The 15,162-nt window shown below is 59.0% G+C and carries 11 protein-coding genes and 1 pseudogene; 4 read left to right on the top strand and 8 right to left on the bottom strand.

The window, feature by feature from the left end:
- Window positions 1–9: 9 nt before the first annotated feature.
- The gene (locus C8P63_RS08175) at window positions 10–357 is read left to right on the top strand and encodes a DUF1360 domain-containing protein (RefSeq protein ID WP_108023037.1); all 348 of its coding nucleotides are present in this window, start codon (window positions 10–12) and stop codon (window positions 355–357) included.
- Between the two features lie 84 nt (window positions 358–441).
- On the opposite strand, the gene C8P63_RS08170 is transcribed toward C8P63_RS08175, so the two are convergent.
- From C8P63_RS08170 to C8P63_RS08155, 4 genes are all read right to left on the bottom strand, one after another.
- Window positions 442–2,226 (bottom strand): L-lactate permease, encoded by a 1,785-nt coding sequence (locus C8P63_RS08170; RefSeq protein ID WP_108023035.1) that lies wholly within the window; start codon window positions 2,224–2,226, stop codon window positions 442–444.
- 137 nt (window positions 2,227–2,363) lie between these two features.
- Window positions 2,364–3,776 (bottom strand): FAD-linked oxidase C-terminal domain-containing protein, encoded by a 1,413-nt coding sequence (locus C8P63_RS08165; protein WP_108023090.1) that lies wholly within the window; start codon window positions 3,774–3,776, stop codon window positions 2,364–2,366.
- Complete coding sequence (locus tag C8P63_RS08160) at window positions 3,776–5,188, bottom strand: (Fe-S)-binding protein (RefSeq protein WP_108023033.1); 1,413 nt, start codon at window positions 5,186–5,188, stop codon at window positions 3,776–3,778. The genes C8P63_RS08165 and C8P63_RS08160 overlap by 1 nt, the downstream gene beginning before the upstream one ends.
- A 2-nt stretch (window positions 5,189–5,190) precedes the next feature.
- Window positions 5,191–6,501: an FAD-binding oxidoreductase gene (locus C8P63_RS08155; RefSeq protein ID WP_170109568.1), complete on the bottom strand. Its 1,311-nt coding sequence runs from the start codon at window positions 6,499–6,501 to the stop codon at window positions 5,191–5,193.
- A 201-nt stretch (window positions 6,502–6,702) separates the two neighbouring features.
- Here C8P63_RS08155 and pdxK point away from each other — a divergent pair, with 201 nt between their 5' ends.
- Window positions 6,703–7,503 carry a pyridoxine/pyridoxal/pyridoxamine kinase gene (gene pdxK, locus C8P63_RS08150; RefSeq protein WP_108023029.1) on the top strand — a complete coding sequence of 267 codons (801 nt, stop codon included), beginning with the start codon at window positions 6,703–6,705 and terminating at the stop codon, window positions 7,501–7,503.
- A gap of 184 nt (window positions 7,504–7,687) precedes the next feature.
- On the opposite strand, the gene msrB is transcribed toward pdxK, so the two are convergent.
- Both msrB and C8P63_RS08140 read right to left on the bottom strand, forming a co-directional pair.
- Window positions 7,688–8,155, bottom strand: a complete 468-nt coding sequence (gene msrB / locus C8P63_RS08145) for a peptide-methionine (R)-S-oxide reductase MsrB (RefSeq protein ID WP_108023027.1) — start codon at window positions 8,153–8,155, stop codon at window positions 7,688–7,690.
- A gap of 61 nt (window positions 8,156–8,216) precedes the next feature.
- The gene (locus C8P63_RS08140) at window positions 8,217–8,960 is read right to left on the bottom strand and encodes an IclR family transcriptional regulator (RefSeq protein ID WP_108023025.1); all 744 of its coding nucleotides are present in this window, start codon (window positions 8,958–8,960) and stop codon (window positions 8,217–8,219) included.
- Window positions 8,961–9,171: 211 nt separating this feature from the next.
- On the opposite strand from C8P63_RS08140, the gene acnA reads away from it, so the two are divergent.
- Complete coding sequence (acnA, locus tag C8P63_RS08135) at window positions 9,172–11,889, top strand: aconitate hydratase AcnA (protein ID WP_108023023.1); 2,718 nt, start codon at window positions 9,172–9,174, stop codon at window positions 11,887–11,889.
- A pseudogene (locus C8P63_RS08130) lies at window positions 11,889–12,246 on the top strand (VOC family protein). The gene acnA and the pseudogene C8P63_RS08130 overlap by 1 nt, the downstream one beginning before the upstream one ends.
- A 244-nt stretch (window positions 12,247–12,490) precedes the next feature.
- On the opposite strand, the gene C8P63_RS08125 reads toward C8P63_RS08130, so the two are convergent.
- Together C8P63_RS08125 and C8P63_RS08120 are read right to left on the bottom strand one after the other, a co-directional pair.
- Window positions 12,491–13,954 carry a flavin monoamine oxidase family protein gene (locus C8P63_RS08125; RefSeq protein ID WP_108023021.1) on the bottom strand — a complete coding sequence of 488 codons (1,464 nt, stop codon included), beginning with the start codon at window positions 13,952–13,954 and terminating at the stop codon, window positions 12,491–12,493.
- A gap of 140 nt (window positions 13,955–14,094) precedes the next feature.
- Window positions 14,095–14,901 (bottom strand): ATP-binding cassette domain-containing protein, encoded by an 807-nt coding sequence (locus C8P63_RS08120; RefSeq protein ID WP_108023019.1) that lies wholly within the window; start codon window positions 14,899–14,901, stop codon window positions 14,095–14,097.
- Window positions 14,902–15,162: the final 261 nt, after the last annotated feature.

Here is a 15,162-nt window from a genome sequence, read left to right as displayed (position 1 = left end):
GAAGCCCCCGTGGAAGACATTTCTTGGTTACAACTGACCATATTGATCCTGGCATCCTTCCGCCTCACCCATCTGATCGTCTTTGACGAGATCACTTCTTTTCTCCGGGACCCTTTTCTGACGGTTACCTACGAACCGGATGAATCGGGACAGGAGGTGCGGAAGATCGAGATCAAAGGGGAAGGATGGCGGTACTGGGCGGGATCGTTGTTGAGCTGCCACTGGTGCATGGGCATCTGGTCGTCCCTCCTTCTGGTCGCCCTCCACCTCTGGGTGCCGGCGTCATTTCCCTTGCTGCTGGCGCTTGCGGTGGCGGGGGCGGCAGCATTTATTGAATCCAGAGTCTACATGGGATAAGGACTCATAAAAAAGCCGCCCGGCTGTGAGGGCGGTCATCAAAGGTGATGAGAGCCGGGAACGATTTCCCGGTTTTATTTGTTTTCAGACCGATGGTTTCTCCGGTTCCGGCGCCACCGGGATCTGGGGCAGGCGGGAGCGGTGAGTGGCGACGACGTAGACGGCCCCCAGTGCGATCAGGGCGGCCACGACGGTTCCCAGGTTGAGAATGCCGTTTTCCGGGGACCAGACGATGGAGTAGCCGACCGCCCCGGCAAAAAGGGCGTAATAGGTGAAGGGGAGCAGGGTCTTCCGGATCACCTCGCCCTCCCGGCCCGCCAGTCCCACCGTGGAGGAGGCGGCGACCACATTGTGGACACAGATCATGTTGCCCGCGGCTCCGCCCACGGCCTGCAGAGCGACGATCCAGGAGGGATCGACGGAGATGTTGGCCCCCACATTGTATTGGAACAGGGAGAACATCATGTTGCTGACGGTGTTGCTGCCGGCAACAAAGGCGCCCAGACCGCCGATGAAAGTGGAGAAGAAAGGCCAGTACTCTCCGGCCACGGCCGCAACCCCGTCGGCCAAGGCCACCGGCATGGCGTCAAACCCGGCTCCCCCGCCGCCGCTGTTGATAAAGACCTGCACCATCGGCACGGTAAAGACCAGGGCGGTGGAGGCGGACACCAGTGCTTTGCCCGAGCTCCCCCATGCCCGTCCATAGTTGGCCGCATTCATCCCATGGAGGAAGTACGTGATGAGAGAGACCGCCAGGAAGATGGTGCCCGGAATGTAGAGCGGCTGCAACGACGCTGAGATGTCCGTTCCGAAGAGGTTGGGAAATTCAATCTTCCAGGCCTGAAGCCACTCCAGAAAAGGAAGTGCTTTCAAACGGGTGACCACCAGGAATAAGGCGATCAGGAGATACGGCGCCCAGGCCCGGAACATGCCCATCTCCCGCACTCCGTCGGCATCTTTGATCTGAATGGAACCGCTCCATTCGGGGTTCCACTTCTCTTTGGGCTCAAAATCCCAGTGCTCTTCTTCGGGGGGCATGAGAAATCCTCTTTTGGCGGCAAAAACCACCACCGCCAGTCCGATCAGGGCCCCGATCAGGGAGGGGAACTCCGGACCGAGGAGGTTGGCGACGAGAACGTAGGGCACCGTCATGGCCAGAGCGGCGAACAGGGCGAACTTCCACACCTTCACGCCTTCGCTGAAGGAGCGGTGCTTTCCAAAAAAGCGCGTCATGATCCCCACCACCAGGAGAGGAACCAAGGTGCCGGTCAAGGCGTGCAGGATGGCCACTTTTCCCCCGACCATGGACACGTAGGCGGGCAGATCGGAAGTGAGATTGGGATCCGCTGACAACCCTGTCTGGACCCCGACCAGGATCGGTGTCCCCAGCGCCCCGAAGGAAACAGGGGTGCTCTGGATGACCATCCCCGCCACCACCGCGGCCATCGCCGGAAAACCGAGGCCCACCAAAAGCGGAACCGCCACCGCGGCGGGGGTGCCGAACCCGGCGGATCCTTCGATGAAGGATCCGAACAGCCAGGCGATGATGATCACCTGGATCCGGCGATCCGGCGTGATATCCGTGAACCCTTGCCGGATCGTCTTCAGACCGCCGCTTTCCCGCAGCGTGTTCAACAGCAAAATGGCCCCGAAAATGATGTACAACAACTGAACCGTGACCACCAACCCGTTGACGGTGGCGGCAGCCACCTGGGCGAAGGAAACCTGCCAGACGAACAGGGCCAACGCCACAGCCACCAGGTAGGAAAGGGGCATCGCTTTCTTGGCGGGCCACTTCAGCCCGACAAGAAACACGGCAACCACCAGGATGGGCAGAAACGACAAAAAAGCCAGCACACCGGTACCCAACAGTACTTCCTCTCCTCCCCTTCAAGAATCAAAATAGAATGATTATTCAGACCTGATTTTCCCACACATCGGATAACCTGTCAATCCGCCGTCTTTCATGGAAACAGGCACTCCCGCTTTCGGGAATGCCTGACGTCCTACCCCTCGGCCATCCGCCGTTCTTTGATCTCCTGTTTCACTTCGGCACATCGCCCCGGTTGGGGGAATCCTTTGCCCGGGTTGAGAAGGTTCCCCGGGTTGAACACATCCCGGAGCCGGATCTGGGCGGCGATCTCTTCCTTGGTGAAGACAAATCGCATCTCTTCCCTTTTCTCGATTCCGACCCCATGTTCACCGGTGATGGTTCCCCCGACTTCCGCACACACCTTGAGGCAACGGGAACCCGCTTCCAGTGCCCGTTCCTTTTCCCCGGGTTTGCGCTCGTCAAAGAGGATCAAGGGGTGGAGGTTTCCGTCACCTGCATGAAAAATATTGGCGATCCGAAGGCCCGTGTCCCGGCTGATTTCCCGGATTTTCCCCAGCACTTCCGGAAGGGTGCTCCGGGGGATCACCCCGTCCTGAACGAGATAATCGGGGGAGATGGCTCCCATCGCCCCGAACCCGGTTTTCCGGTTGGCCCACCAGGCGGCGGCTTCCTTTTCATCCCGGGCGGTTTTCACTTCACGGACGTTCCGCCGACGGCACAATTCCGTGATATCTTCAACCTGGGACTTCAAGCCGGCCTCGATGCCGTCCACCTCAACCAGAAGGAGCGCCTCGATATCCAGCGGGTGGCCGACCGGAAAATTGGCGGATTCCACGGCTTCGATGGCGGTCCGGTCCATCATTTCCAGCGCCGCCGGAAGGATTCCCGCCGAGATGATATCGGAGACGGCCCGGGATGCCTCCTCCACATCGTCGAAATAAGCCAGAAGCGTCTGCTTCCCCTGAGGGGCTTTCAGGATCCGCACGGTGATCTCGGTTACGATCCCCAGCGTCCCCTCGGACCCGGTCAAAAGGCCCAAGAGGTCATAACCCGGCATATCGGGGATCCCCTCGTCCCCGATCCGGATAACCTCCCCGTCGGGCAACACCACTTCGGCCCCCAAGATATGGTTGGTGGTCACGCCATACTTCAGACAGTGCGCCCCTCCGGCGTTTTCGGCGACGTTGCCCCCGATGGTGCAGGCGTACTGGCTGGAAGGATCGGGAGCGTAATAATAACCGCGATCGGCGATCGATTGGGTCAGCTTCAGGTTGACAAATCCGGGCTGGACCACAGCGATCCGGTTGTCCAGATCCACTCGCAACAGCTTTTTCATCTTGACCAGGCTGATGATCACCTCCCCGCCGAGAGGGGTGGCTCCGCCGCTCAGACCGGTGCCCGCTCCCCGGGCGATGAAGGGGACGTTCTCCCGGTGGAGCAACCGGACCACCGCCGCCACCTCCCGGGTGTCCGCGGGGAAGACGACCGCCCGGGCCTCCCCTTTTTTCAGGGTGAAACCGTCACATTCATAAGCCACCAGATCTTCCCGCCGGTAAAGCACGTTGGTCTCCCCGACCCATTCCATCAGTTGCCGGATGAGAGGATCCAACCGCCGCTTTTTCCGTCCGAACACGATGATGCCTCCTTCCCTTCCCGGTCTCCGATCCGGTAGGATCGGTCCAGGAGCTCCATGGTGTGGACCACCTTCGATCGGCGGCCCTCCCGCAGAACGCCGACCGACATCTGCAACATGCACCCCGGGTTCCCCATGGGAATCAACTCCGCATCCTCCGGTACGTCTTCCATTTTACGGCGGAGGACCGCTCCCGCCATCTCCGGATGGGTCAGGTTGTAGATGCCCGCACTGCCGCAGCAGCGGTCGGCGTTGGCCATCTCCACCCACTCCAGTCCGGGAATGCTGCGGAGAATCCACCGCGGCTCCTCCCGGACCCCCTGACCGTGGGCCAGATGGCAGGCATCATGGTAGGACGCCCGTGCACGGATCTCCCCTTTCGGCCGCTCAAACCCGTATCGGGTGAGAAATCGGGAAACGTCCATCACCTTTTCCGCAAAGGCTTCCGCTTTTTGCCGGAGGGCCGGATCCTCCCGGAACAGTTCCGGATATTCCTGCATGGCACAACCGCATCCCGCAGCATTGACCAAAACATGATCCGCATCCGAGAACGCTTCCATGTTTCTCAAAGCCAATTCCCTCCCCGCCTCACGGTCACCGGCATGAACGTGAAGTGCCCCGCAACAGGTTTGCGATCGAGGGATGTGAACTTCGTATCCGTTTCTTGTCAACACCCGGACCGTTGCTTCGTTCACGTCCCCGAACACCGCATCCATGACGCATCCGGTCAGGAGAGCCACCCGTTCTTTCCGCTTTCCCCGGGCGGGGACCACCTCGGGGAGCTTTTTCCGGACCGGAAGTCCCGGTATCGGGGTCACCCGCTCCATTTCTTCCAGTTGGGAAGGCAGGAGTTTCATCAGACCGATCCGGCGGGCGAAGGAGGAGAGGCCGCTTCTCTTCAGCAGCCGTAACCCTTTCCCCAGCATTTCCAGCCGGCCGGGATGGGGAAAGACGCCGTGAAGGAAGAAACGGCTGACCCAGCCTTTCCACCCCTTCAGGGGATGAGCCCGGCGCACCTGGCCCCGGGCTTCTTCAATCAACCCTCCCACCTGGACGTTGGACGGACAGGCCGTTTCACAGGCCCGGCAATCCAGGCAGGTGAAGACCGGGTCCATGAAGGATTCGTTCAGTCCGATTTTTCCTTCGGCCACCGCTTTGATCAGGTGGACGCGCCCTCTCGGAGACTGGTGCTCGTGTCCGGTTTCCAGGTATGTCGGACAGGCTTCCAGGCACAAACCGCAATGGACGCAATCGGCCCACTTGTTTTCGTCGGGGACGTCCCCGCTCAGGTAGTTTCCCAGCTTTCCGTCCGCACAGGGGAGTGCGTCCGGGGACGGCGTTTCGGCCGACCGTGCCAAATCCATGATTAAATCCCCCCCACAAACCGTTGATCATTCAGCGTCCGGTTCGGATCACAGGAATCTTTGATCCGCTTCATCAAACCGAAGGGGATGGTCCGGTTCCCCCAGACATCCAACCGTTTCCGCCATTCGAAGGGAAGGTGGTCGGCAACCAAAAAGCCCCGCCTTTCCTCGACAACCGAACGCAGTTCCGCGAGATAGGGGAGGACGGCTTCCCGGGTACCGCGCAACCAGATCCGGGCGATCCCGTGACCCGCCCCGCCGTGGGCGAACACCTCCAACCCCCGATCTGAAGCTTTTTCCGTCGCTTCCCGGATAAAGGAAACCGTCTCCGTGCTTCTCAACCCGATCTTGGCGGCTGCGGCAGGAGAATCCGTGTCCGGGACCTCCGGACCCCGCGGTCCGAGTTCGGCCCACGCTTCCCAGCATCGGAGGGCTTCTTCGCCCCGGCGCATTTCCATCCCGATGCCTTCCGGGAGATGGTCCCGGACCCATTTCACCTGATCATCCACCGCCTCGCTCCGGTCCTCAAAGGCCACGGCCAGGGTATACCGGTTCACTCCCGCCGTTTTTTCCGCCAGCACGGGGTTGAGGACCTCCAGGGCAAAGGGCTCCAGCGTCGACGAGCGAAGGAGGCGGAGGAACGGTTCGATGTCTGCTTCGCTCCCTTCCGGGAAGGTGAGATACATCAGACATTGGTCAGGGGGAAGCGGTCTCAGTTTGACCGTGATTTCCGACATCACTCCCAGCGTTCCCATCGAGCCGACAAACAGCTTGTTCATATCGTATCCGGCCACGTTTTTCACCACTTTGCCCCCAGTCCGAAGGATGCGTCCGTCGGGACAGATGACCCGGAGACCGAGTACAAAATCCCGCGGTGCTCCAAAGGCCAGGCGTCTGGGGCCGGTTTCATTGGCTGCCACCACTCCCCCGATGGTCGCTGTACCCGGCCACCGGGGATCACAGGGAAGTCTCTGTCCATGTTCCGCCAGGTGGTCGGCCAGTTCCCGGATGGGAGTTCCCGCCCGGACCGTCACCGTCATGTCCCCTCTCCGGTGTTCCACCACCCCCCGCAAGTCCGCAAGGGAAAGCATCATATCATACCGCTCCCTCAAACCGCCGTATCCCCGTTTGCTGCCGCCGCCGGTCACCGTTACTTTCCATCCCTTTTCGTCAGCGTGACGCAAGAGATCGGCGATTTCGTTTTCCGTACGGGGTTGTGCGATCCAATCGCCGCTATTTCCGAGGGGATTGGATGATTCCGACCGGGAGATCCGTTCCGCCGGCAGGAGATCATTCAAAGCCATTGCTGTCATGCCGCCACCTCCCGTTGGTACCAAGTTACAATTCATTAAAACAGGACGTCACGAGTCCGTCAATTACGAATATTCGATTCCATGCGGCAATAATAAAGAACCGTTCACCGGAACGGCCATTTCTTTTCTCTCCCCTTACAAAATAAATCCCTTCCTTTAAAATAGAAAGGAAGGCCAGGACAGTCAGAAGGAGGATGTTCAGTGAAGAAAGCATTGACCCTCGCCGGTTCCGATACCAGCGGAGGCGCCGGCATCCAAGCCGATCTGAAAACGTTTCAGGCCCTGGACGTTTACGGCATGTCGGCCCTGAACACCATCGTCACGATGGATCCCGAAAACGGGTGGGCTCACGGGGTGCACCCCATCCCTCTTGAAACCGTGAAAGCCCAGTTGGAAACCATTCTCTCCACCGGCATCGACGCCATGAAGACCGGGATGCTGAGCACGGCGGAAATCATCGGGACAGCGGCGGATTTGATGGACCGATATGAAATTCATCATGCGGTGGTCGATCCGGTGATGGTGTGCAAAGGGGAAAACGACGTCCTCCATCCGGAAAACAAGGAAGCGCTGCGCGACCGACTCGTCTCCAAAGCCACCATCGTGACCCCGAACCTCTTCGAAGCGTCCCAGTTGGCAGGGACGGAACCCATCACCACCTTGGAAGAAATGAAAGCGGCCGCCCGCGCCATCCACCGGCTCGGTCCGAAGTACGTCCTGATCAAAGGCGGTTCCGGACTTTCCCATGAACGGGCCGTCGATCTCCTTTACGACGGCGAGCGCTTTACCACCTACGAATCGGAGAAGCTGGACACCCCCCACACCCATGGTGCCGGATGCACCTACTCCGCCGCCATTACAGCGGGACTGGCCCACGGGAAGAGCGTGGAGGAGTCCGTGCGGATGGCCAAGAATTTCATCACGGAAGCCATCCGGAACGGGTTTCCCCTGAATCAATATGTGGGGCCCGTCCGCCAGATGAAGGCAAACTTCAAAGGTTGACCCAGAATACCCGGGGGAGAACCCCGGGATTTTTTATCCCGGGATCCCCTTTGCCTTCACTGAAAGCGAAGGCCCTGACGGTTTTTCTTCTCCCGATGACCCCATTTACAGGTTTAAAACCCGGCTGCCCTTCAACAAAAATCATACAAAAAGAAAAAGCCCCTGAAAGTGTCAGGCAGCTTGATTATTCCTCGTTCTTTTCTTCGTCTTCTTCGAACAGCTTTCGCCAGGAACCATAGCCTTCCTTCTCCAGATCTTCCTTCGGAATGAACCGGAGAGCGGCCGAGTTGATGCAGTAGCGTAAACCCTCGGGCCCCGGCCCGTCGTCAAAGACATGTCCGAGATGGGAATCCCCTTTTTTACTCCGCACCTCGGTCCGGTGCATGCCGAAACTCCGGTCCTCCTTCTCTTCCAACCGGTCTTTGTCCAGGGGCCGGGTGAAACTGGGCCAGCCGCATCCGGCATCGTACTGGTCTTTGGAACTGAACAGCGGTTCCCCTGTCACGATATCCACGTAAATACCTTCTTTTTTGTTGTTCCAGTACTCATTTTGAAACGGGGGTTCTGTTCCGTTGTTCTGCGTCACTTCAAACTGCATGGGGGTGAGCCGCTTTTTCAGTTCCTCCCGGGATGGTTTTTTATAATCGCGCATGGAATCCCTCCCGCACTTTCGGTTTTCTTCCTGTTTTCCCGAAAACAGCGGCAAACAGACCTCAGTTTGTCAGCATCTTCTGCATGCGTCCGGCCGCCTCGATGATATGGGGGACCACCTCTTCCATCCGTTCCAGGGTCAGACGGCCCACTGGACCGGAAACGGCCAAGGCGGCCAGGATGTTTCCGTTTCGTCCGAAGATCGGGACGGACACCGCCGAGGTTCCCGCTTCCCGTTCCTCCACACTGGTGGCGTATCCATCCCGCCGGATTTGGTCCAGCTGCCGGAGGTAGTCGCTCTTGTCCACGTTCTCCGGCCAGTCGGGATCCGCCAGGATCTGAGCCCGGACCGCCGGCTCGGCGAAGGCAGCCAGCACTTTTCCCGCTGCTCCCACGGACAGCGGCATCCTGGCACCGACCGGGGCCACCCGCCGGATGGCCTGAAGGCTTTCCACCGCCTGAACGCGGATGCGTTCCAAACCGTCCCGGACATAAAGGCTCACCGTCTCTTCGATTTTGTCCCGGAGGCGCTCCATCTCGGGAAGAAACAGGAGAGCCGGATCATCGGTCCGGGACAGGTGGGCCGAAAGCTCCCAGATCCGAAACCCCAGACGATATTTGTCCGTCTCTGCATCCCTTGCGAGGAACCCCTTCTCTTCCAGGGTGGCCAACAGGCGGTACACGGTGCTCTTATTCAATTCCGTCATTCGCGCGATTTCCGTCAGCGACAATTCCGGTTGCCGGGTGAAACACAGGAGGATGTCGAGGGCGCGTTCGGCCGCGCGGACCGTCTTTTTTCCTTCCATGGAGGATGCCCCTTTGTTCCGCTTAGTGAAATTGATTTTTACTATCTATTATACGCCCTATATTTTCCGTACAAAAGGGCAAGTTAAAACGAATTCAAGGGTATACAAAGAGGAAAGTCCCAGTGTATAATGGTATTGAAAAAGAAACTCGGTTTCGACAGATGAAACTGAACTCCTTCTCGATTTTACCCCCCCAAGGAGGTTGTTTTGCATGTCCAAAAAGGACCTCTTCGGCGTGCGCAAAAAGCTCACCGCCGGCGGCAAGGACTACGTCTATTACAGCCTGAAGGACTTGGAGTCCCAAGGCGTGGGCGATATTTCCCGCCTCCCCTTCTCCATCAAAGTCCTGCTGGAAGCGGCCGTGCGGCAGTATGACGGACATTCGGTCACCAAAGAACACATCGAACAACTGGCCAACTGGACTTCTCTGAAAGAGAAAAAAGAAGTGGCGTTCAAGCCGGCCCGGATCGTGCTGCAGGACTTCACCGGCGTCCCCGCCGTGGTGGACCTGGCGGCACTCCGCTCCGCCATGGACCGGGTCGGAGGAAGCCCGGACCGGATCAACCCGCTGATTCCGGTGGACCTCGTGATCGACCACTCGGTGATGGTGGACAAATTCGGAACCCAAGACGCGCTCGAATACAACATGAACCGGGAATTTGAGCGGAACGAAGAGCGCTACCGCCTGCTTCGCTGGGCGAAGGAAGCCTTCGACAACTTCCGCGTCGTTCCCCCGGCCACCGGGATTGTCCATCAGGTGAACCTGGAGTACCTGGCCAAGGTGGCCCAAACCCGTGAAGTGGACGGGGAAACCGAAGTCTATCCGGACTCTCTGGTCGGCACCGACTCCCACACCACGATGATCAACGGTCTGGGAATTCTCGGCTGGGGTGTCGGCGGGATCGAGGCCGAAGCCGGAATGCTCGGACAGCCCCTCTACTTCCTGACTCCGGAAGTGATCGGATTCAAGCTGACCGGTCAGCTGGCCGAGGGCGCCACCGCCACCGACCTGGCACTGACCGTCACCCAGATGCTCCGGAAAAAAGGCGTGGTGGGCAAATTCGTCGAGTTTTACGGCCCCGGTCTGTCCAACATCAGCCTGGCCGACCGTGCCACCGTCGCCAACATGGCACCGGAATACGGCGCCACCATGGGCTTCTTCCCGGTTGATGAAGAATCCCTCACCTACTTGTCCAACACCGGGCGCGACGATCAGCTGATCGAACTCGTGCGGGAATACTACACCGCCCAGGGCATGTTCCGCACCGACGACACGCCGGATCCCGCCTTCACCGACACCATCGAGCTGGATCTCGGCGATGTGAAGCCCAGTCTCGCCGGTCCCCGCCGTCCCCAGGACCGGATCGAACTCTCCGACATGAAGGACACTTGGGTGAACACCCTGACCAAACCGATCGAGGAAGGCGGTTTCGGTGTCGAAGAAACCGACAAGAAAGTCCAGGTGAAATACAACGAAGAAACCTTCGAGCTGGGGCACGGCGATGTGGTCATCGCCGCCATCACCAGCTGCACCAACACGTCCAACCCGTCGGTGATGCTGGGTGCGGCTCTTCTGGCCGATAAAGCGGTCAAGAAGGGACTCACGGTCAAACCCTATGTGAAAACCAGCCTGACGCCGGGATCCAAGGTCGTGACCGAGTACCTGAAGAAATCCGGCTTGCAGGACTCTCTCGACAAGCTTGGCTTCACCCTGGCCGGATACGGGTGTGCCACCTGCATCGGGAACAGCGGTCCCTTGCCGGAAGAGATCAGCAAAGCCATCAACGACAACGACCTGACCGTGGCTTCCGTTCTGTCCGGGAACCGGAACTTCGAAGGCCGGATTCACCCCGACGTGAAAGCCAACTATCTGGCTTCCCCGCCGCTGGTGGTTGCCTACGCCCTCGCCGGAACAGTGAACATTGACTTCGCCAAAGATCCGATCGGCCATGATCCTGACGGCAACCCGGTCTATTTCAAGGACATCTGGCCCTCCAGCGAAGAAATTCGGAAGACCGTGGAAGCCTCGATGAACCCCGACCAGTTCCGCAAGGAGTATGCCAGTGTCTTCGACGCCAACGAACGGTGGAACAAGATGGACACTCCGGAAGGCGAACTGTACGAGTGGGACGAAAAATCCACCTATATCCAGGAACCGCCTTTCTTCACGGATCTCTCCCCCGAAGCGGAACCGATCCGGGAAATCAAGGGAGCCCGCGCGCTGGCGCTCCTGAAGGACTCCGTCACCACGGACCACATTTCCCCTGCCGGTGCCATCGCTCCCAACAGCCCCGCCGGGAAATACCTGAAGGAGCACAACGTCCAGCCCCGCGACTTCAACTCCTACGGTTCCCGCCGGGGGAACGATCGGGTCATGACCCGCGGCACCTTCGCCAATATCCGCATCCGCAACCAAATGGTACCGGGAACGGAAGGCGGCTTCACGAAGTATGTGCCCACGGGTGAAACCATGCCGATCTATGACGCAGCCATGAAGTACAAGGAAGACAACACCCCGCTGGTGGTTCTCGCCGGTAAAGAATACGGCACCGGAAGCTCCCGTGACTGGGCCGCCAAAGGAACCAACCTCCTCGGCGTCAAAGCCGTCATCGCCGAGAGCTTTGAACGCATCCATCGCAGCAACCTGGTCGGCATGGGGGTCCTGCCCCTTCAGTTCGAAGAGGGGGACAGCTGGAAATCCCTCGGACTGACCGGCGAGGAAACCTTCGACATCGAAGGGCTGAACGACCAGATCCAGCCCCTGCAGAAAGTGAAGGTAACCGCCACACGCCCCGACGGCTCCACCATCCGCTTCGACGCGATCATCCGCCTCGACAGCCAGGTGGAAATCGAGTACTACAAAAACGGCGGCATCCTGCACACCGTGCTGCGTCAGTTCCTGAACGACAAAGAAGAAGTGAGCTCCTGATGGAGCTCCTTTCCATCCACCATGCGCAGATCACCGTTCCCCGGGGAGCGGAAAACGAAGCCCGGCGCTTCTACTGCGGGGTGATGGGACTAAGGGAGATCCCCAAACCGGGGAGCCTCTCCGGACGCGGCGGTTTCTGGCTCCGTCTCGGGGACGTGGAAATCCACGTCGGAACCGAAGACGGAATCGACCGGAGCCGGAGCAAGGCCCTACCAAGTGGAGGATCTGTCCGCTTGGCGCCGTCATCTCACCGATCAAGGAGCCGAGATTCTGGAGTCCGTACCCATCCCGGGCTATGAACGCTTCGAACTGCGCGATCCCTTCGGAAACCGGATGGAGCTGATCGAGCAAAAATAATGGTACCCCCGCATTCTCTCCGGAATGCGGGGGTTTTGCGTCTGGAAGTATTAGTGAGCGGCGGCATTCCCCGAAGCCGCTCCTGCACTGTCCGCTCCGAATCATCCTGCTGCGGGCAGGGGCAAACGTCTGCGGATGCAACTCAGACAAGCTGTTGCCCCTGAACGCCTTTGCCGGCTGATGCTCCGCTGGGCAGGACAGCAAAGTCGCTGTTTCGGGTAAACGCTTCCCCTTTTCTCAAATTCTAGTCCCTCCTTCCGTTGACTTCCGCCGCCGCCCGGATGCCCGATTCGATGGCTCCCTGGATCCAGGCGGAGGCTCCGGCGGAAGTGTGTTCTCCCGCGAAATGGATCCTTCCTTCCGGCAGGGAGATATATGGAACCAGCTCGGTCAGCTGAAAAGGTTTGGGCAGCGAAAACGCCCCGGCGGAAAACGGATTGCGCGTCCAGCTGACGGAAGCCCCCGTCACGAATTCCCGGTACACCTTCGAACCGTGGATGTGGGAAAGATCTTTCAGCGCAACATGGACCCGCTCCTCATCCGACCGGCTGTGCCAAGTGATCGCGTCATCTTCCCAGGTGTAACTGGCCAACACCACCCCCGGTCCCGGACGGCCGATCCCGTGACTCGGATAGCAGGTGAAGCGGATCGCCAGGTCGCTGACCGTTTTCCCTCCGCACAGTCCTTCCCGTTCCCAAAAACGGCTTTTGAACTCGATTCCGGTCTTGACGGAAGAGGAGTAGTGAAGTTCCCGAATCGCCCGCCATTTGTTGTGGGAAAACGAGTTTCGGGGTTCAACATCGATCTGCTGCAAAACCGAAAAGGGGATCGTGACGACGGCATAATCCCCCTCAAAGCAACAGGGTTCACCGGTCTCCGTTTTCCGGGTTTGGATGCGAACGCGGTCCGGTTTCTGTTCGATCCTCACCATCTCTTGCCCGAGCCGGATCTCCTCCCGCAAGCCGGGGAGAAAAGCCAGGGGCAATTGGTCAAAGCCGCCGGTGATTTCATAAAAGCGGATCCGGGGATCCATAAAGAGGAGAAAAATTTCCAGTATTTTCAGAAAGGAATGCTCCGCCAGCCCCTCGATATCCCAGATCACTTTGATCATCTCCACCGCCCCGGCCGAGAGCGACGGTCCCAGGGGATTGGCCCGGAGAAATCCTTCAAAGGAATACCGGTCCATTTCACGGATCAGGACCGCCCGGCCGTCCGGCGGCGATTGTCTGTACCGGGTGAGGAAGGGTCTGACCGCCTCCAAGATCAGTTGTTTCGCGGTCTTTCCCCGCTCCGAAGGCAGAACCGGGTACCGGAGGATGTCGGGATTTTGTTGATACAAATCCATTCGGGTCCGAATTCCGTTCACGTAAAGGAAATCGCAAGGGGTCCCATTGATAAAAGGATTGAGCCTGAGACCGAATTTTCGGATATATTCGATCGTCAGGAAATGAACTTCCGGGATCCGCATGGCGCCGCCTTCTATGTATTGACCGCCGGTAAAGGGAGCCCGGAGCGTGTCAACGCGCCCCCCCACTCGTCCGGAAGCTTCCAAAACCACCACCTGATGTCCCGCCTCCTTCAACAGGGAAGCCGCAACCAATCCCGCCATCCCGGCTCCGACAATGACCACCTTTTTGGGGGGATGCATTGGAACCAGCCCACGCCGGATGATGCGAAGCATTTCCCCGGGGCTCCATGAAACGTCCATCCCTCTTCCCTCCCCGTCTCAGGCGGATTGACTCCCCCGATCTTCGGGGAAACCGCCCTTTACTTCATGTTTATTCACGGGAGAGGGAATATTTTTACGATTGAAGCGGAATGTTTCACAATTAAACGGTACCCGCTTCCTCAGGACCCTCCGGTTTTGCCCTGTGAAGAAAAGCTCTGCATCATCCGGTACCAGGAAGCCACGGAACCGTCGGGCACACCGGAGGTGAGCAGCTTCCTCCGCCCCAACCGTCGGCAGGATCCGCCTTCGACCAGGAGAAGATTCTCAGCCACTTCGGCAAGTTCCAGGTCGTGAATGGCCATCAAGGTGATCCCTTTTCCCTTCCGTCGTTCCAACTCACGGAGGAACAGATGCCAACCCAGCTCATCCAGCCCCCGGGTCGGTTCGTCCAGAAGCCAGATATCCGGATCGCCAATCAGGCTGGCGGCCAACGCGTACCGGGATGCCGCTGCTGCCGGAAGTTCCGCCAGTGTCCGTTTCCGAAACGCCGCCAGTCCCCAACGCGCCACCATCTCCACCGCTTGTTTTTTCGGCTGGGAAAGCCGGTGGTATTGAGCCAGATAAACCAGGGCATCCTCCAGCAACACATCGTCCTGGTTCAGTTTCTTATGCGGGGGGACGTACCCCAGCCGTCTCCGAAGCGGCTCCAGAGGAGAGGTGTCTCCCATGGCCGCGATGCTTCTGGACCAAGTATACTGCCTCCCTCCAAAGGTTCGGTAGGTGATTCGCCCGTCATCGGGAACGGAGAGGGTGGCGGTCACCCGGAGCAAGGTGGTTTTTCCCGATCCCTTCGGACCCAGCACCGCCGTCACCCCCTCCTTCAACGTGACGGTGAAATCCAGCAAACCGGTCCGTTTCCGGAGGCGGTACGGTCCGTTTTCGCCTTCCGCATACTGTTTATTCACATGAGACCATTCGATTCTCAATTGTTTTCATCCTTCCCGGGCACATGCTACAACTCAGGATAACCCATCCGCCGGGCCGAAAGAAAGCTTCCCTTTCCACTTGGTCAGGCGGGATCTCTTGTCAGTCAATGGTCCCGGCCGGATACGAAGGGTTTCTTTTCCTTCCTCTTATGGACGAATCAAACAGAAAAAAGTTTCGCCCTCCGGCCGTTTTTCTGACAAAAAGTTCAGTGAAATGCTTGCTATTTTGCCGGACCCTGTGGTTCAATGATACCAGGCAAC

The sequence above is a fragment of the Melghirimyces profundicolus genome (assembly GCF_003054245.1).
Taxonomy (GTDB): Bacteria; Bacillota; Bacilli; order Thermoactinomycetales; family DSM-45169; genus Melghirimyces; species Melghirimyces profundicolus.
The sequence above is the reverse complement of the archived record's forward strand: the minus strand, read 5'-3'. Positions and strand labels throughout refer to the sequence as shown.